The organism is Pseudomonas sp. M47T1 (assembly GCF_000263855.1).
GTDB lineage: Bacteria > Pseudomonadota > Gammaproteobacteria > Pseudomonadales > Pseudomonadaceae > Aquipseudomonas.
In genome coordinates this window covers 79,157-96,618 of sequence record NZ_AJWX01000019.1, presented here as the reverse complement: position 1 = coordinate 96,618, position 17,462 = coordinate 79,157, and the positions used below count along the sequence as shown (strand labels likewise).

Sequence of the window (17,462 nt, the reverse complement as noted above, 5' to 3'; positions counted from 1 at the left end):
GATGGCATCAAACAGTGAATGCGTCTTTCAGCAGTTTTTCCTGCTGCTCGGCGTGCATCGAAGCGTAACCACAGGCTGGCGCGGCCGAAGCATCGCGACCGGCGTACTCCAGGACCAGGCCCTTCTTGTGGTTGTTGAAGCTGCGACGCATATGGTGCTGGCTGCTGTACCAGGCGCCCTGGTTCATCGGCTCTTCCTGGCACCACACCACGTGTTCGAGGTTGGTGTAGGGGGCGAGCGTCTCCATCAGGTCATCTTCAGGGAACGGGTACAGTTGCTCCAGACGCACGATAGCGATGTCATCACGGCCTTCGGCACGACGTTTTTCCAGCAGGTCGTAGTAGACCTTGCCGCTGCACAGCACCAGGCGCTTGACCTTGGCCGGCTCGATGGCGTCGATTTCCGGGATCACGGTCTGGAACGAGCCTTCGGCGAGGTCTTCCAGGGTCGAGATGGCCAGCTTGTGACGCAGCAGCGACTTGGGCGTCAGCACGATCAGCGGCTTGCGCAGCGGACGGATGACCTGACGACGCAGCAGGTGGTAGATCTGAGCCGGGGTAGTCGGCACGCACACCTGGATGTTGTGCTCGGCGCACAGCTGCAGGTAACGCTCCAGACGCGCCGAGGAGTGCTCAGGCCCCTGCCCTTCATAACCGTGCGGCAGCAGCATGGTCAGACCGCACAGGCGGCCCCACTTGTGCTCGCCACTGGTGATGAACTGGTCGATCACCACCTGGGCGCCGTTGGCGAAGTCGCCGAACTGGGCTTCCCAGATCACCAGTGCGTTCGGCATGGTGGTGGAGTAGCCGTATTCGAACGCCAGTACCGCTTCTTCGGACAGGAACGAATCGTACAGGTCGAAACGTGGCTGGCCGGCGTAGAGGTTCTGCAGCGGCACGTAGGTCGATGCATCTTTCTGGTTGTGCAGCACGGCATGACGGTGCGAGAACGTACCACGGCCGATGTCCTGGCCGGTCATGCGCACAGGGTGACCTTCGAACGCCAGGGTCGCGTACGCCATGGTTTCGGCGTAACCCCAGTTGATCGGCAGGCCGCCGGCTTGCATCTTCTGGCGGTCTTCGTAGATCTTCGCCACCTGGCGCTGAACCACGAAACCCTCGGGGATTTCCAGCAGCTTGGCGGACAGTTCCTGCAGGGTCTTCAGGTCGAAGCGGGTGTCGTGACGCGCGGTCCAGGCATGGCCCAGGTACGGACGCCAGTCCACGAACAATTCCTTGTTCGGTTCCTTCACCAGGCTTTTCACAACGTGCAGACCGTTGTCCAGCGCGTTGCGGTACTCGTCCACCTGAGCCTGCACGGCGTCGGCATTGAGGCTGCCACCCTGGATCAGGCGCTCGGCATACAGCTCGCGCGTGGTGCGCTGCTTGGCGATCTGCTGGTACATCAGCGGCTGGGTGCCGCTTGGCTCGTCGGCCTCGTTGTGGCCGCGACGACGGTAGCAGACCAGGTCGATGACGATGTCACGCTTGAACTGCATGCGGTAGTCGATCGCCATCTGGGTCACGAACAGCACTGCTTCCGGATCATCACCGTTCACGTGCAGGATCGGCGCCTGGATCATCTTGGCAACGTCGGTGGCGTACTCGGTGGACCGCGAGTCCAGCGGGTTGCTGATGGTGAAGCCGACCTGGTTGTTGATGACGATGTGAATCGTGCCGCCGGTCTTGAAACCGCGGGTCTGGGACATCTGGAAGGTTTCCAGCACCACACCCTGGCCTGCGAACGCCGCGTCACCATGGATCGAGATCGGCAGCACCTTGTCGCCGACCGCGTCGTTGCGACGGTCCTGACGGGCGCGCACGGACCCTTCGACCACCGGGGAAACGATTTCCAGGTGAGACGGGTTGAACGCCATGGCCAGGTGGACTTCGCCGCCCGCGGTCATCACGTTGGACGAGAAGCCCTGGTGATACTTCACGTCACCGGAGCCCAGCTCGACCTTCTTCTTGCCTTCGAACTCGTCGAACAGCTCGCGCGGGTTCTTGCCGAAGGTGTTCACCAGCACGTTCAGGCGGCCACGGTGGGCCATGCCGATCACGACTTCCTTGGTGCCGTAGGAACCGGAACGCTGGATCATCTCGTCGAGCATCGGAATCAGGCTTTCGCCGCCTTCCAGACCGAAACGCTTGGTGCCCGGGTATTTGGTGCCCAGGTACTTCTCCAGGCCTTCTGCCGCGGTGACGCGCTCGAGCACATGGCCCTTGATGTCGGCAGAGTAGACCGGACGGCTGCGTACGCTTTCCAGACGCTGCTGGAACCACTGGCGCTGTTCGGAATCGACGATGTGGGTGAACTCGGAGCCGATGGTGCGGCAATATGTCTGCTGCAAAGCTTCGAGAATTTCGCGTAGGCTCGCTTCCTCCTTGCCGATGAACAGGTCGCCGGCACGGAAGGTCGTATCAAGATCGGCATTGGTCATGCCGTAATGATTGATTGACAGGTCTGCCGGTGCAGGTCGCTGCCACAGCCCCAGCGGGTCCAGCTGGGCCGCCTGATGGCCGCGCATGCGGTAGGCCTGGATCAATCGCAGCACTTCAACTTGCTTCTTCTCGTGCTCGCTGCTCACGCTACCGGCGGAAACCGGTTGGGCGCGGCGCTGGTTTTTCGCCAGCAACACGAAATGATCGCGAATTGTGGAGTGCGAAACATCGGTAGCTGCGCCACCATCGGCAGGCAGCTTCTGGAAGTAGGTGCGCCACTCTTCTGGCACAGCGTTAGGGTCGTGCAGGTAGAGTTCGTAGAGCTCTTCCACATAGGCAGCGTTACCACCGGAAAGGTAGGCACTGCTCCACATGCGCTGCATCACGCTTTCTTGCATGCTTGGTCACCCTCGTTTGGGGACTCCACCGGCGTTGACGCCACAGCAAGCTTGAATAAGTCCGAGTGCAGCGACTACAACAAGCCACCGAGTATCACGCAAGTAGTCCGGGTACCAGCCCGGATGCCCCTGCTGGTCTCATTACTTCAAAATTAAAAGCGACGACCTTATGGGTCACGCTTTGGTTGTCACCAAGGTGCGGGTTGAAGAAGACCCGCACCCCGGAGGTTTACGTTACAGCAGGTAAATCAGACGCCGCTTTGCAGCAGCATGTTACGTACGTGACCGATTGCCTTGGTAGGGTTCAGACCCTTCGGGCAAACGTTTACGCAGTTCATGATGCCCCGGCAGCGGAACACGCTGAACGGGTCATCCAGGGACGCCAGACGCTCGGTGGTCTTGGTGTCACGGCTGTCAGCCAGGAAACGGTAGGCTTGCAGCAGTGCAGCAGGGCCCAGGAACTTGTCAGGGTTCCACCAGAAGGACGGGCAGGAAGTCGAGCAGCAAGCGCACAGGATGCACTCGTACAGACCGTCCAGCTTCTCACGCTCTTCAGGCGACTGCAGACGCTCGATGGCCGGGGCCGGCGTGTCGTTCTGCAGGAATGGCTTCACCTTCTCGTACTGCTTGTAGAAGATGCTCATATCGACGACCAGGTCACGTATTACCGGCAGACCAGGCAGAGGACGGATAACCAGTTTGTTACCTTTTACGACAGCGGACAATGGCGTGATGCACGCCAGGCCGTTCTTGCCGTTGATGTTCATGCCGTCGGAGCCGCAAACGCCCTCACGGCAGGAGCGACGGTAGGAGAAACCCTCGTCCTGTTCCTTGATCAATGCCAGGACGTCCAGGACCATGATGTCCTTGCCGTCGGTATTGACCTGGAAGGTCTGCATGGACGGCGCGGTATCCACGTCCGGGTTGTAGCGATAAACACTGACTTGCAACATGGCGGCCACCCTTAGTAAGTCCGGACTTTAGGTTCGAAAGTCGGAACGGTTTTCGGCGAGAAGTTCACAGCGCGCTTGGCGACGCGTTTCTCACCCGGGAAGTACAGGGTGTGGCACAGCCAGTTTTCGTCGTCGCGGTCTTCGAAGTCTTCACGGGCGTGGGCGCCGCGGGACTCTTTGCGATGCTCGGCGGCGATCGCAGTGGCTTCGGCCACTTCCAGCAGGTTCTGCAGTTCAAGCGCTTCGATGCGAGCCGTGTTGAAGCCCTGGCTCTTGTCGTTGATCTTGACGTTGGCGATACGCTCGCGCAGGTTCGCCAGCTGGGCGATGCCTTTCTGCATGTATTCGCCGGTGCGGAACACGCCGAAGTAGTTCTGCATGCATTGCTGCAGCTCTTTGCGCAGGGTAGCCACGTCTTCGCCAGTGGTACGGCTGTTCAGGCCGTTCAGGCGCGCCAGAGCCACTTCGATATCGGTGTCGCTGGCACGGCTGTATTCAACGCCTTCGCTCAGCGCCTGCTCCAGGTGCAGACCGGCGGCGCGACCGAATACCACCAGGTCGAGCAGCGAGTTGCCGCCCAGGCGGTTGGCACCGTGAACCGATACGCACGCCACTTCACCCACTGCGAACAGGCCAGGGATGATGGTGTCCACGCCTTCGGCGTTCTGGGTAATGGCCTGGCCATGAATGTTGGTGGCAATGCCGCCCATCATGTAGTGGCAGGTTGGAACAACCGGCACCGGCGCGACCACAGGGTCCACGTGGGCGAAGGTCTTGGACAGCTCGCAGATGCCTGGCAGGCGGCTGTGCAGCACTTCCTCGCCCAGGTGGTCGAGCTTGAGCATCACGTGGTCGCCGTCCGGGCCGCAACCGTTGCCGGCGATGATCTCTTTAACCATCGAACGGGCAACCACGTCGCGACCGGCCAGGTCCTTCGCGTTCGGCGCATAACGCTCCATGAAACGCTCGCCGTGCTTGTTGATCAGGTAGCCACCTTCACCACGGCAGCCTTCGGTAACCAGTACACCGGCGCCGGCGATGCCGGTCGGGTGGAACTGCCACATCTCGATGTCCTGCACCGGCACGCCGGCACGCAGGGCCATGCCCACGCCGTCGCCGGTATTGATCAGGGCGTTGGTGGTGGACGAGTAGATACGGCCGGCACCGCCAGTGGCCAGTACGGTCGCGTCAGCGCGGATGTACGAGGTTTCGCCGGTTTCGATGCAGATGGCGATCACGCCGACGAACTGGCCGTCGGAGTTCTTCACCAGGTCAACGGCGTAGTATTCGTTCAGGAATACGGTACCGGCCTTCAGGTTGGCCTGGTACAGGGTGTGCAGCAGCGCGTGACCGGTACGGTCGGCCGCAGCGCAGGTACGGGCAGCCTGGCCACCCTTGCCGAAGTCCTTGGACTGGCCACCGAACGGACGCTGGTAGATGCGGCCCTGTTCGGTACGGGAGAACGGCAGGCCCATGTGTTCCAGCTCGAAGACCGCTTCAGGGCCCACGGAACACATGTATTCGATAGCGTCCTGGTCACCGATGTAGTCGGAACCCTTGACGGTATCGTACATGTGCCAGCGCCAGTCATCGTTCGGGTCGGCGGAGGCGATGGCGCAGGTGATGCCACCCTGGGCCGATACAGTGTGCGAACGAGTCGGGAACACCTTGGTGACCACGGCAGTCTTGTGACCGCCCTGTGCCAGTTGCAGTGCGGCACGCATGCCCGCGCCGCCGCCACCGATGATGATGGCGTCGAAAGTCATTGAATTGATGCTAGCCATGAATCAGATACCCCAAAGAATCTGCACACCCCAGACGAAGTAGGCGAACATTGCTACGCCGCATACTGCCTGGAACAGGAAACGCACTGCTGTAGCGGCCTTGCCCAGCGCCATCGGCGTCAGGTAGTCGGTCGCGATCGTCCACATGCCAACCCAGGCGTGAGCACTGAGGGCCACCAGCGCCAGAAGGCTGAAGATGCGCATGGCGTTGTGGGAGAACAGCGCATGCCATTGGTCGTAGCCAATGCCCGGGTGCGCGACGAGGTATCCGATCAGGAAAATGAAATAAGCCGCGAGAACAACCGCCGACACACGTTGTGCCATCCAGTCGTAGAGGCCCGAACGCGAAAGATTCGTAACGCTGGTTACCATATCCAAACTCCTGCCAGAACGATCAGCACCACGGAAACGGCGATGATGATTTTGGAGCCCCGGCGACCGCCTTCCAGCGTTTCACCGATACCCGCATCCATGATCAGATGGCGCACACCGGCCACCAGGTGATACAGCAGGGAGGACAAAAGACCCCATGCAACGAACTTGGCCAGAGGGCTGGTCAAGGTGTCCTTCACGGAGGCGAAACCTTCCTCGGAACCCAGGGATTTGCCCAATGCATAAAGCATGAAGCCGATACCCAGGAACAGGATGATGCCCGATACGCGGTGAAGGAACGACGTTACGCCGGTTATGGGGAGTTTGATGGTCCTTAGGTCTAGGTTTACAGGTCGTTGGCTATTCACGGCTTTTTTTCACACTGAAGAGCCCCTAGCAAGCAGGGCAAGTTGTCGGGAAGTGTACTGGTCAGGTACCCACCACCCAGGGAGTGACGACGTCAGCGGAAACGGGCTGAAAAGCCCCTGACGGTCGGCTGCCGAGTATAGACAGTTAGGATACTAATGACAACGCGCCGGCCTACCCCGAAGAGCTGATTGCGCTCTCGGAAAAAAAGGCGTAAATGGCAGGGAACAGCGAGGAAAAACTGCGCTAAAAGCCTTGTACAGCCTGACTTTAAGCAAATTGACATTCGGATTTATCTCACTATAGTGGTGCGGGCCCTGCGTGGGGGGTCTGTCTGATGATTTCAAGCATTAATAGGAGGCCACATGGCTGACAAAAAAGCGCAGTTGATCATCGAGGGCGCAGCCCCCGTCGAGCTGCCGATTTTAACCGGCACCGTTGGTCCCGATGTTATCGACGTCAGGAGCCTGACTTCCACGGGCCGCTTCACCTTTGACCCTGGTTTCATGTCGACCGCCTCGTGCGAGTCGAAGATCACCTACATTGATGGTGACAACGGCATCCTGCTGCATCGCGGCTATCCGATCGAGCAACTGGCCGAGAAATCCGACTACCTGGAAACCTGCTACCTGCTGCTCAACGGCGAACTGCCGACAGCCGAGCAGAAGGCCCAGTTCGTCAGCAACGTGAAGAACCACACCATGGTTCACGAGCAGTTGAAGACGTTCTTCAACGGCTTCCGTCGCGATGCTCACCCGATGGCCGTGATGTGCGGCGTGGTGGGTGCGCTGTCGGCGTTCTACCACGACTCCCTGGACATCAATAACCCGCAGCACCGCGAGATTTCCGCCGTGCGCCTGGTTGCCAAGATGCCTACCCTGGCCGCCATGGTGTACAAGTACTCCATGGGCCAACCCATGATGTACCCGCGCAACGACCTGTCGTACGCGGAAAACTTCCTGCACATGATGTTCAACACCCCGTGCGAGATCAAACCGATCAGTCCAATCCTGGCCAAGGCCATGGACCGCATCTTCATCCTGCACGCCGACCACGAACAGAACGCCTCGACGTCCACCGTGCGCCTGGCAGGCTCCTCGGGTGCCAACCCGTTCGCCTGTATCGCCGCCGGCATCGCCGCACTGTGGGGCCCTGCCCACGGCGGTGCGAACGAAGCGGTACTGACCATGCTCGATGAAATCGGCGATGTATCCAACATCGACACGTTCATCGCCAAGGCCAAGGACAAGAACGACCCGTTCAAACTCATGGGCTTCGGTCACCGCGTGTATAAAAACCGCGACCCGCGTGCCACCGTGATGAAGCAGACCTGCGACGAAGTTCTCAAAGAGCTGGGCATCAAGAACGACCCGCAACTGGAACTGGCCATGCGCCTGGAAGAGATCGCACTGACCGATCCGTACTTCATCGAGCGCTCGCTGTACCCGAACGTCGACTTCTACTCGGGGATCATCCTCAAGGCGATCGGCATTCCAACCAGCATGTTCACCGTGATCTTCGCCCTGGCTCGCACAGTAGGCTGGATCTCGCACTGGAAGGAAATGCTCTCCAGCCCGTACAAGATCGGCCGCCCGCGCCAACTGTACACCGGCTACGATTCGCGCGACGTGAGCAAACTGGAAGACCGCAAGTAAGGTTTCCCAGCTGCAAAAAAGGCTGCCCTCGGGGCAGCCTTTTTTATGCGTGATTGGACGCGGCTTGCGCCGCTGCTGCAGAGACCTGGAAGCAGCTGGCGCCAGGCTGCGGAAAGGTCCGCAGGACCCTCGGCGGCGTTATGCCAATCGCGGGCCCGCCGTGCGGGACTTCGCAGCCTGCGGCAGCTCCCCCCGTTGCCGCCAGCCTACTGCTCAGCCTTCGCGCGCAGGGCCTTGAGTGTGTTGAACGGCGCATCCACCACGAACTTGTTGGCCACGAACGACGGCACGCTGCCGCCCGGTTCAGTGTGCACCTGGTAGGTCACTTCGGTGCTGTCGGCGCCCTTGGGCACCAGCTTCCAGAAGCCATCCACCTGGGCCACGCGCACGAAACCCTTCTCTTCCGGCAGGTAGGCAGGCACCTCCTTCAGGTTCCGCGTCAGGGTGCCATCGGCGGCCTGCACGCTGGTCACTTCCAGCACCGAATCACGCGGGGTGACGGGCCAGGGGGTGTTGAACTGGGTATAGGTCCAGCTCTTGTCGCCTTCGGTCTTCAGCAATTTCTGCGACTTGCACTCGTGAATCCAGGCACAGGCGCCTGCCGCATCCTCCTGCAGCGCCTTGACCTTGGCCAGGGGTGCCTTGATGGTGGTAACACCGCGGTAAGCCTTGTAATCGGAACCCGGCACCGCACTCAGCGACACTTTGATGCCGTCTTCATCCTTCGCTGTTTGCCAATCCTCGGCATGCACCGCGGTGGCGACCAGCGCCGTCAAACCACATACAACAGCCAAACGATGCAGCGAACCCATAGCTATTTTCCTTATTGTCCAAGAGGCACACCGAACTCATCACCCTGATCAGGCTACAGATGTCATCTGTTCCCACCAACCCAACAACTGTATCGCTTGCGCAGAGGTTTCCCCGCACACCTCCGGGTCAGCGGAGAACCCCCCACAGACGGCGGGGCGCTCCGGGCGACCGAAAATCTGGCAGAGATTATCGGCACTCAGCTGCACACAACGCTCGCCCGCCGGCTTGCCGTTGGGCATGCCAGGGATAGGGGAAGAAATGGAGGGGGCGATGCAGCAAGCGCCACAGCCTTCACGGCACATCATGACAACAGGCCTCACGTGGAGCGATGAGTTGAATGAACAACGATAGTAACCGCTTAAACAGGCGTTTGAAATTGCCCGAAAGGTAAATTAGACAGGCCGATACTGCCAACCGCCTGCCCGATTACTGCTTGAACTCGAAATCCAGGGCCGCACCCTCGACTTCGCGGCTATTGTCGTTGCGTCGCTGCAATTGCAGCTCATTGCTGAGCAGACGACCGTTAAGCTGGAAGTCTTCCGATTTCTTTTCATCGAAATAGGACGGCAACAGGGATTTATCCCTGGCGGGCGCCGCCGCATCGATCTTCTTCTGCGGCTCCAGGGTGTTGACCATGGACTTGGGCAGGGTAAGGTCGATCTTCTGCTTGGGCAGATCGGCCGCAATGGCGTCGGCATCCTTGCGGCTCTTGGTCTTGCTGGCTACCGGCTTTTTCACCGGCGCGACCTTGGCTGGGGGCTTTTTCGGGGCCGCCGGCGCTTTTTTAGCAGGCGGCGCCGCCTTGACGGACTTTTTCGCAGGCACGGCTGCACTGTCCGCCTGAGCAACCAGCAGCGGTGTAGCAGTCAACGGCAACGGTTGCGAAAAAGCCGGCCCGGATCCCAGGCACAGCACCAGCAGTCCGATACAACGCAAGGCATTCATAGACACAGGCAGAAATGGCAGCACAAGCCTATATGCTCCCCGCTAGAGGGCTCGCTGGCAAGCCCCGCACAGGTTACAAAAGGTAAATCCTTAGTAAAACTGGCCGCTGGCCACTTCCTGGCAGAGCTGCCCGGCCAGCAGGCCCAGGGTCATCAGCGCCCGCTCCGCCTCCTTGTTCCACGGAATGCCGCAGTTCAGGCGAATGCAGTGGTTGAACTGCTCGGTATTACTGAAGATCAGCCCCGGCGCGATGCTGATACCCTGCTCAAGGGCCCGCACGTGCAATTCCTGGGTATTGACCCGGCCCGGCAAGCTCACCCACAGGATAAACCCACCCAGCGGCCGGGTGATCTGCGTACCCTCGGGAAAGAACTGCTGCACCGCCAACTGATAGGCGCTGAGGTTCTTGCGATATTCGTGACGGATGTAGCGCAAATGCCGGTCGTAGCCGCCATTTTCCAAGTAACTGGCGATGCCCATTTGGGTGACACTGCACGCCGAATGGGTGGTGAACGTCTGCAGGCGCTGAATTTCCGCCTGGTATTTGCCGGCAATCATCCAGCCCACGCGCACGCCCGGCGACAGGGTCTTGGAAAAACTGGAGCAGTACACCACATGCCCCAATCGGTCATAGGCCTTGAGCGCCTTGGTCTTGCCTTGGTCGAACATCAGCTCGCCGTAGATATCGTCCTCGACAATCTGGATATCGAAGTCTGAAGCCAGGCGCAGCAACTGCTTCATGCGCTCCTCGGGCATGGTGCCGCCCAACGGGTTGCTCAAGCGCGGCGTCAGCACCAGGGCCTTGATGGACCATTGGTTGGCTGCCAATTGCAACGCCTCCAGGCTGATGCCCGTGGACGGGTCACTGGGAATCTCGATGACCTTCAGGCCCAGCAGGTCTGCCAGTTGCAACAAGCCATAATAGGTAGGCGACTCGGCGGCGATCAGGTCGCCAGGGCGGGTCAGCACGCGCAACGACATTTGCAGCGCGTCCACACAGCCGTGGGTAATCACCACCTCGGAGGGGTCCACCACCACGCCGGCATCGCGCATGCGGATAGCCACCTGCCGACGCAATGGCTCGAAGCCCGGGCTGAACATGTAGCTGAACGCCCGCGGGCTATGGAAACGGGTAACCTTGGCGATCTGCTGATGCAGGGCGCGCACGGGCAGGTAATCCACATGGGGCACCGCTGCGCCCAGGGGAAACACGCCTTCGCGTCGCGACTCCACCAGCACCTGCTGGATGATGCTGGCGCGCGTCACCAACCCAGGGCGCTCCACCCGGGCGATATCCGGCGTAGGCGCGGTCAGGGCGGGGGTCTGGTGCACGTAGTAGCCCGACTGCGGCCGTGCACGGATCAGCCCCTGATCCTCGAGATTGGCATAGGCCTGCAGCACCGTGGCATGGCTGACATTGAGCTGCGAGCTCATCTTGCGCACCGACGGCACCCGCTCCCCCGGCTGATAGACGCCACGGCGAATATCGTCAGCCAGTTGCTGGGCGATGCGCTGGTAGAGCAGAAGACTGGTCATGGTGGAGCTTCTCGACTGATCAGGCGGTTTTATTGTCAGTACCGGAACAGTTGAAAAGTGTACGGGGACAGTTGCGCGAATGCGAGGGGATTGTGCCGCAAGATGCAGCCGCTGCCGCCACGCTGCGCTGGCCCTTATGTTCACTGAAGATGTTCAGCAAGGCACAGGGCCAGGGCAGCGTGGCGGCGAAATGTCAGCGGGCGGCGCCAAGCACGCCTTTTTCATCGGAGAAGACGATTTCCACCCGACGGTTCATCGCCCTGCCCCGCTCCGAGGCGTTGGCTTCCACCGGATACTGATCGCCGTAACCCTGCACCTGGATGCGTTTCTCGTCGATACCCAGGTCAACCAGGGTGTCGGCCACGGTCTGCGCGCGGTCCTTGGACAGTTCCACGTTGAAATCGCCGTCGCCGGTGTTGTCGGTGTAACCCTCGATGCGCACAACGCGCTTGGGGTTCAGTTGCAGAAACTGCACCAGTTTGAGGATCATGCGGTTGGCCGACGGTTTGAGCTCTGCCTCGCCACTGTCGAACAGCACGTCACCCAGGGTCAGCACCAGGCCACGATCGGTCTCGGTGGTGGCCATGCTGACAAACTGTTCCTCCAGCGCCTTGCCTTGCTGCTGCACGCTGTTGAGCTTGGACTCACGCAGGGCCAACTGCAGGCGCTGGCGCTCCAGGTCCTGCTTGGCCAGCCTTTCCTTGTTCAACGCCAATTGCGTGTGCTCGCGGGCGATTTCGCTGTAGCGCTGGCTCAGGTAGGCGTACTGGGCCACATCATCGCTGGTGCCCCAGTAGCTGGCCAGGCGCTCGGCGCGCGACAGCGACTCGCCCGCACGGATGACATCACGCGGCGCGCTGCGCAGCACGTCGGCATCATCCTTGACCTTCTGAAAGCTGGCGTTAGCCTGTTGCAGGCTAACCGCCGGTGCCTGGTGGCCGGCACAGCCCAACAGCCCGGCGCAGCCCAGGGCAATCAGGCTGGCGCCCAAACGTGTAGACCGACTCATTGCGCCTCCCCCAACTGCTTGTGCAGACGCACGATTCGAATATTGACCTGGGTCAGTTGCTCCTGGCTCTTTTCGGTCAACACCCGCGCCTCGGCCAGGCGTGCGTCCAGTTCGGACTGCTCGGCCAGCAGCCGGGCCTGGCGATAGGACTGCAAACCGTTGGCCGCCTGCGCACTGGCGAGCTTGTCGCTGGCCATCTTCATTTCAGCTACTTCGTCGGTTGCACCCACGGCGCGCGCCTGGTCCACGGCCTGTTCGGTCAGGCGCAGCTGTTCGGTGGGGGCCGGGTCACTGGCGCAGCCCGCCAGGGCCAGCAGTGCCGCCACGGCCATTGAAACTTGAATTCTCACACGGGTTCCCTACTGTTCTGGGGCACTGAGCGGTTGCTGCAAGCGCGCTTTCCAACGTTCGACATTGCGCTGCAATACCGCCTCGGCTTGGCCGGAAGCCGGCAATTCTGTCATCTTTTTTGCCAACTGTCCGCGCAGCCACGGATCATTGCACGCCGAGTTGTGCGAGAGCGCCAAGTACAAGCCCGGGCGGTCCAGCGGCGTCTCGTGGGCCGTCACATCATCGCCCAGCCCAAGGCTCTGGGATACGGCCTGCCCGGCATAACGCCCGGCCACCACGTATTCGACCTTGCCCAGCATCAATTGCTGAAAGGCGGCGGTCAGCGACGCGGCGGGCACAAGGCTCAGATTCTCGTCAGCGAAGCGCTTGAACGAGGCGCCGAGCCGCGCGCGGGCGGATACAGCGCCTGCATGCCCATGCAGGTCGCCCACGGTGTGATACACCATGGAGGAGCCGTTGCGCGTCCACACCAGGTAATCGTTGAGTGCCATGCGCGGGTGGATATAGTCCAGCGCTTCCAGCTCATCGAATGACATGGGCGCGTCCACCAGCAGGTCCATGCGCCCAGTGCTCACCTCTTCCAGGGCTTGCGTACGCTGACCGCTGTACAGCACCTCGACCTTGATACCCAACTCGTCGCCGATACGCTTGAGCTGATCGACGTTGGCGCCGATCAGGTGTTGCGGGTCATCCGGGTCGCGCCAGGAAAACGGTTGGGCGTCCGGGCTACCGGTGGCGATCAGACGCTCGCATTTGCCGGCGGCGCTGGCCAGCGAGGGCAGTAACAAAGCCAATGTGCAGGCGCCCACCAGAAAGGGTCGCTTCATACTTAATCCTTGCAGCCGCTACAAAAAAACTGACACAAAAAAAAGCCCGGCCTAATGGCCGGGCTCTTTTATAAGTGAAGCCGCTGGATCAGACCAGCTTTTCCAACTCGGGCACTGCTTCGAACAGGTCAGCCACCAGGCCGTAGTCAGCCACCTGGAAGATCGGCGCTTCTTCGTCCTTGTTGATCGCAACGATCACTTTGGAGTCTTTCATGCCGGCCAGATGCTGGATCGCGCCGGAGATACCGACGGCGATGTACAGCTGTGGCGCAACGATCTTGCCGGTCTGGCCGACCTGCATGTCGTTGGGCACGAAACCTGCGTCTACCGCGGCGCGCGAGGCACCCACGGCTGCGCCCAGCTTGTCGGCCAGGGCGTACAGGTGCTTGAAGTTGTCACCGTTCTGCATGCCGCGGCCGCCGGAAACGACGATCTTGGCAGCGGTGAGTTCTGGGCGGTCGGACTTCGCCAGCTCTTCGCCGACAAAGGACGACTTGCCAGCGTCATGGGCAGCGCCCACGGCTTCGATGGCAGCCGAGCCACCTTCGGCGGCAACAGCGTCGAAGCCGGTGGCGCGTACGGTGATGACCTTGATGGCAGCGCTCGATTGCACAGTGGCGATGGCGTTACCGGCGTAGATCGGACGCTTGAAGGTGTCAGCCGATTCCACCGAGATGATCTCGGAGATCTGGTCAACGTCCAGCTGGGCAGCCACGCGCGGCAGCACGTTCTTGCCGTTGGAAGTGGCAGGTGCCAGAACATGGCTGTAAGCCGAGGCCAACTCTACAACCAGCGGCGCGACGTTTTCCGGCAGGAAGTGCGCGTAGGCAGCATTGTCGGCAACCAGCACTTTCGCCACGCCAGCAATCTTGGCGGCCGCTTCAGCCACGGCGCCAACGCCTTGGCCGGCAACCAGCACGTGCACATCACCACCGATTTTCGCGGCAGCTGCGACGGTGTTCAGGGTAGCCGGGGCTACAGCACCCTTCTCGTGTTCAGCGATAACCAGGATAGTCATTTAGATTACCTTCGCTTCGTTTTTCAGTTTCTCGACCAGTTCTGCAACCGACTTGACCTTGATGCCGGCGCTGCGGGCAGCAGGGGCTTCAACCTTGACGGTCTTGTTGGTGGAAGCAACGCTTACACCCAGGGCATCAGGGGTAACGGTTTCCAGCGGCTTCTTCTTGGCCTTCATGATGTTAGGCAGCGATGCATAACGAGGCTCGTTCAGACGCAGGTCGGTGGTGACGATGGCCGGCAGGTTCAGCGAAACAGTTTGCAGGCCGCCGTCGATTTCACGGGTGACGCTGACCTTGTCGCCCGCCACGTCCACTTTGGACGCGAAGGTGCCCTGCCCGAAACCGGTCAGCGCTGCCAGCATCTGGCCGGTCTGGTTGTTGTCGCTGTCGATGGCCTGCTTGCCCAGGATCACCAGCTGTGGCTGTTCCTTGTCGACAACGGCCTTGAGCAGCTTGGCCACGGCCAGGGAGTTCAGTTCGTCGGCGGCTTCCACCAGAATGGCGCGGTCGGCGCCCAGTGCCAGGGCAGTGCGCAGTTGTTCCTGGGCAGTGCTCGGGCCGATGGTGACCACGACGATTTCAGTGGCAACGCCCTTTTCCTTCAAGCGCACGGCCTCTTCCACGGCAATTTCGCAGAAAGGGTTCATGGACATCTTGACGTTGGCGAGATCGACGCCGGAGTTGTCCGCTTTGACACGGACCTTGACGTTATAGTCGACCACTCGTTTGACAGCTACAAGAACCTTCATGGATTCCTCGTTACTCTCCGGTGAAAAGAATGTCGCCCAGGCAGGCCAGGCGATGCTCAGTGGGCACAAGGGCACCTTTAAAAACGACGGCGAGCGCGCTTTATTCAGCTTTGACCCCGGATTTCAACGACTTACCGGCAAAACCGGGGGAGTCATCGGTGGTGGCGACGTGTAAACTCCACTACATCAGGGGCAAAGGCTTGCCTGCGCGGCTCTGGCCTGGCTTTTAGAGATGCTCTTGTAGCCGAAGGACAACCTGCGGCAAATGCGAAACCGCCCGTATCTTGACCGCTACGCCCGGACCGGTCAATAACCGGAACCGCCCGGTCATGTACCCGCCCCCCCTGCGATTTTACTGGCCTTGGGCAAATTCAAACAAACGTTTGTATTGGACCCTGCCACTGGTGTAGATATAATGCGCGGCCAAAGAGATTGCGCTGTAGTGCATCCCCGAGCGCGCTACACAGCGCCCGGCGCCCACAAGCGCAACGCCAATAGAAGAAACTGTGAGCCTTGAGTAGGAGAGAACCTGTGGAACGCGAATACATGGAATTCGACGTGGTCATCGTCGGGCCGGCCCCGCTGGCCTGTCCGCCGCCTGCCGCCTGAAGCAGAAAGCCGCCGAGGCTGGCAAGGAAATCAGCGTCTGCGTGGTGGAGAAAGGCTCGGAAGTGGGCGCCCACATTCTCTCCGGCGCGGTGTTCGAACCTCGCGCGTTGAACGAACTCTTCCCGAACTGGAAAGAGCTTGGCGCGCCGCTGAACACCCCCGTCAAGCGCGACGACATCTACGTGCTGAAAAATGCCGAGGCCGCCAGCAAGGTCCCCGGCGCCTTCGTGCCCAAGACCATGCACAACGAAGGCAACTACATCATTTCCCTGGGCAACCTGTGCCGCTGGCTGGCCCAGCAGGCCGAGAACCTGGGCGTCGAGGTATACCCCGGTTTCGCCGCCCAGGAAGCCCTGATCGACGAAAACGGCGCCGTGCGCGGGATCCTCACCGGCGACATGGGCGTGGACCGTGAAGGCCACCCAAAGGAAGGCATGTACACCCCCGGCATGGAGCTGCGCGGCAAGTACACCCTGTTCGCCGAAGGCTGCCGTGGCCATATCGGCAAGCAACTGATCAAGCGTTTCAACCTGGACAACGACGCCGACGCCCAGCACTACGGCATTGGCCTGAAGGAAATCTGGGAAGTCGACCCGGCCAAGCACGAGCAAGGCCTGGTGGTGCACACCGCCGGCTGGCCGATGGACATCATGGGCACCGAGAACACCGGCGGCTCGTTCCTGTACCACCTGGAAAACAACCAGGTGGTGGTGGGCCTGATCGTCGACCTGTCGTACAGCAACACCTACCTGTCGCCGTTCGATGAGTTCCAGCGCCTCAAGCATCACCCAGTCATCAGCCAGTACCTGGAAGGCGGCAAGCGCATCAGCTACGGCGCCCGCGCCATTTGCAAGGGTGGCCTGAACTCGCTGCCGAAGATGGTCTTCAACGGTGGCGCGCTGATCGGCTGCGACCTGGGCACCCTGAACTTCGCCAAGATCAAGGGCAGCCACACCGCCATGAAATCCGGCATGCTGGCCGCCGATGCCGTGGCGGACAAACTGTTCGCAGGCGCCGAGGGCGGTGACCTGCTCACTGGCTACGTCGATGCGTTCAAGGCCAGCTGGCTGTATGACGAGCTGTTCGCCAGCCGCAACTTCGGTCCAGCCATCCACAAGTGGGGCGCGGTGCTGGGCGGTGCGTTCAACTACATCGACCAGAACATCTTCGGCGGCAAGCTGCCCTTCACCCTGCACGACACCAAGCCGGACTACGCCTGCCTCAAGCTGGCCAAGGACTCGAAGAAGATCGACTACCCCAAGCCCGACGGCAAGTTGAGCTTCGACAAACTGAGTTCGGTATTCCTCTCCAGCACCAACCACGAAGAGGAACAACCCTGCCACCTGAAGCTGACTGACCCGAGCATCCCGATTGGCACCAACCTGCCGCTTTACGATGAACCGGCGCAACGCTACTGCCCGGCCGGCGTGTATGAAGTCATCACCAAGGAAGACGGCGAGAAACGCTTCCAGATCAACGCCCAGAACTGCGTGCACTGCAAGACCTGTGACATCAAGGACCCGTCGCAAAACATCACCTGGGTAACCCCTGAAGGCTCGGGCGGCCCGACCTACCCGAACATGTAACCTTCTGTAGCGCTGGGGGCGGCCATCCGACCCCAGCGGCTATAACGAC

General features: G+C 60.9%; 16 protein-coding genes and 1 pseudogene. 3 read left to right on the top strand and 14 right to left on the bottom strand.

Features of this window, described 5'->3' with window-relative positions; translation table 11 throughout:
- Nucleotides 1-7 precede the first annotated feature (7 nt).
- The 5 genes from PMM47T1_RS19450 to sdhC all read right to left on the bottom strand — a co-directional run bounded on the left by PMM47T1_RS19450 (nt 8) and on the right by sdhC (nt 6,316).
- Nucleotides 8-2,839: a 2-oxoglutarate dehydrogenase E1 component gene (locus PMM47T1_RS19450; protein WP_008372078.1), complete on the bottom strand. Its 2,832-nt coding sequence runs from the start codon at nt 2,837-2,839 to the stop codon at nt 8-10.
- A gap of 248 nt (nt 2,840-3,087) precedes the next feature.
- On the bottom strand, nt 3,088-3,792 hold the full coding sequence (locus PMM47T1_RS19445; protein ID WP_008372076.1) for a succinate dehydrogenase iron-sulfur subunit: 705 nt from the start codon (nt 3,790-3,792) through the stop codon (nt 3,088-3,090).
- An 11-nt stretch (nt 3,793-3,803) separates the two neighbouring features.
- Complete coding sequence (gene sdhA, locus PMM47T1_RS19440; protein ID WP_008372074.1) at nt 3,804-5,576, bottom strand: succinate dehydrogenase flavoprotein subunit; 1,773 nt, start codon at nt 5,574-5,576, stop codon at nt 3,804-3,806.
- 3 nt (nt 5,577-5,579) lie between these two features.
- A complete protein-coding gene (gene sdhD / locus PMM47T1_RS19435; protein WP_008372073.1) occupies nt 5,580-5,948 on the bottom strand; it encodes a succinate dehydrogenase, hydrophobic membrane anchor protein in 369 nt (122 codons plus the stop codon).
- Nucleotides 5,942-6,316: a succinate dehydrogenase, cytochrome b556 subunit gene (sdhC, locus tag PMM47T1_RS19430; RefSeq protein WP_008372071.1), complete on the bottom strand. Its 375-nt coding sequence runs from the start codon at nt 6,314-6,316 to the stop codon at nt 5,942-5,944. Before sdhC ends, sdhD begins: the two co-directional genes overlap by 7 nt.
- Before the next feature lie 363 nt (nt 6,317-6,679).
- Here sdhC and gltA point away from each other — a divergent pair, with 363 nt between their 5' ends.
- A complete protein-coding gene (gene gltA / locus PMM47T1_RS19425; protein WP_008372069.1) occupies nt 6,680-7,969 on the top strand; it encodes a citrate synthase in 1,290 nt (429 codons plus the stop codon).
- A gap of 206 nt (nt 7,970-8,175) precedes the next feature.
- Here the strand turns inward: gltA and PMM47T1_RS19420 are convergent, their stop codons facing one another.
- From PMM47T1_RS19420 to PMM47T1_RS19385, 9 genes are all read right to left on the bottom strand, one after another.
- A complete protein-coding gene (locus PMM47T1_RS19420) occupies nt 8,176-8,781 on the bottom strand; it encodes an START domain-containing protein (RefSeq protein WP_008372067.1) in 606 nt (201 codons plus the stop codon).
- Nucleotides 8,782-8,829: 48 nt separating this feature from the next.
- Nucleotides 8,830-9,087, bottom strand: a complete 258-nt coding sequence (locus tag PMM47T1_RS29185) for a YkgJ family cysteine cluster protein (protein ID WP_081492682.1) — start codon at nt 9,085-9,087, stop codon at nt 8,830-8,832.
- A 121-nt stretch (nt 9,088-9,208) separates the two neighbouring features.
- Nucleotides 9,209-9,520, bottom strand: a complete 312-nt coding sequence (locus PMM47T1_RS30400; RefSeq protein WP_238536635.1) for a translation initiation factor 2 — start codon at nt 9,518-9,520, stop codon at nt 9,209-9,211.
- Between the two features lie 297 nt (nt 9,521-9,817).
- Complete coding sequence (locus tag PMM47T1_RS19410) at nt 9,818-11,263, bottom strand: aminotransferase-like domain-containing protein (RefSeq protein WP_008372059.1); 1,446 nt, start codon at nt 11,261-11,263, stop codon at nt 9,818-9,820.
- A 193-nt stretch (nt 11,264-11,456) separates the two neighbouring features.
- The gene (locus PMM47T1_RS19405; protein WP_043301269.1) at nt 11,457-12,272 is read right to left on the bottom strand and encodes an OmpA family protein; all 816 of its coding nucleotides are present in this window, start codon (nt 12,270-12,272) and stop codon (nt 11,457-11,459) included.
- Nucleotides 12,269-12,622 (bottom strand): DUF4398 domain-containing protein, encoded by a 354-nt coding sequence (locus PMM47T1_RS19400; RefSeq protein WP_008372056.1) that lies wholly within the window; start codon nt 12,620-12,622, stop codon nt 12,269-12,271. The genes PMM47T1_RS19405 and PMM47T1_RS19400 overlap by 4 nt, the downstream gene beginning before the upstream one ends.
- 9 nt (nt 12,623-12,631) lie before the next feature.
- Nucleotides 12,632-13,450, bottom strand: coding sequence for a substrate-binding periplasmic protein (locus tag PMM47T1_RS19395; RefSeq protein ID WP_008372054.1), 819 nt, complete (start codon nt 13,448-13,450; stop codon nt 12,632-12,634).
- An 88-nt stretch (nt 13,451-13,538) separates the two neighbouring features.
- Nucleotides 13,539-14,468 (bottom strand): electron transfer flavoprotein subunit alpha/FixB family protein, encoded by a 930-nt coding sequence (locus PMM47T1_RS19390; RefSeq protein ID WP_008372052.1) that lies wholly within the window; start codon nt 14,466-14,468, stop codon nt 13,539-13,541.
- Nucleotides 14,469-15,218 carry an electron transfer flavoprotein subunit beta/FixA family protein gene (locus PMM47T1_RS19385; RefSeq protein WP_008372049.1) on the bottom strand — a complete coding sequence of 250 codons (750 nt, stop codon included), beginning with the start codon at nt 15,216-15,218 and terminating at the stop codon, nt 14,469-14,471.
- Here PMM47T1_RS19385 and PMM47T1_RS29910 point away from each other — a divergent pair.
- A complete protein-coding gene (locus tag PMM47T1_RS29910) occupies nt 15,217-15,393 on the top strand; it encodes a hypothetical protein (protein WP_157213051.1) in 177 nt (58 codons plus the stop codon). The genes PMM47T1_RS19385 and PMM47T1_RS29910 overlap by 2 nt on opposite strands.
- Nucleotides 15,394-15,749: 356 nt before the next feature.
- A pseudogene (locus tag PMM47T1_RS19380) lies at nt 15,750-17,413 on the top strand (electron transfer flavoprotein-ubiquinone oxidoreductase).
- The last annotated feature ends 49 nt before the right edge of the window (nt 17,414-17,462 follow it).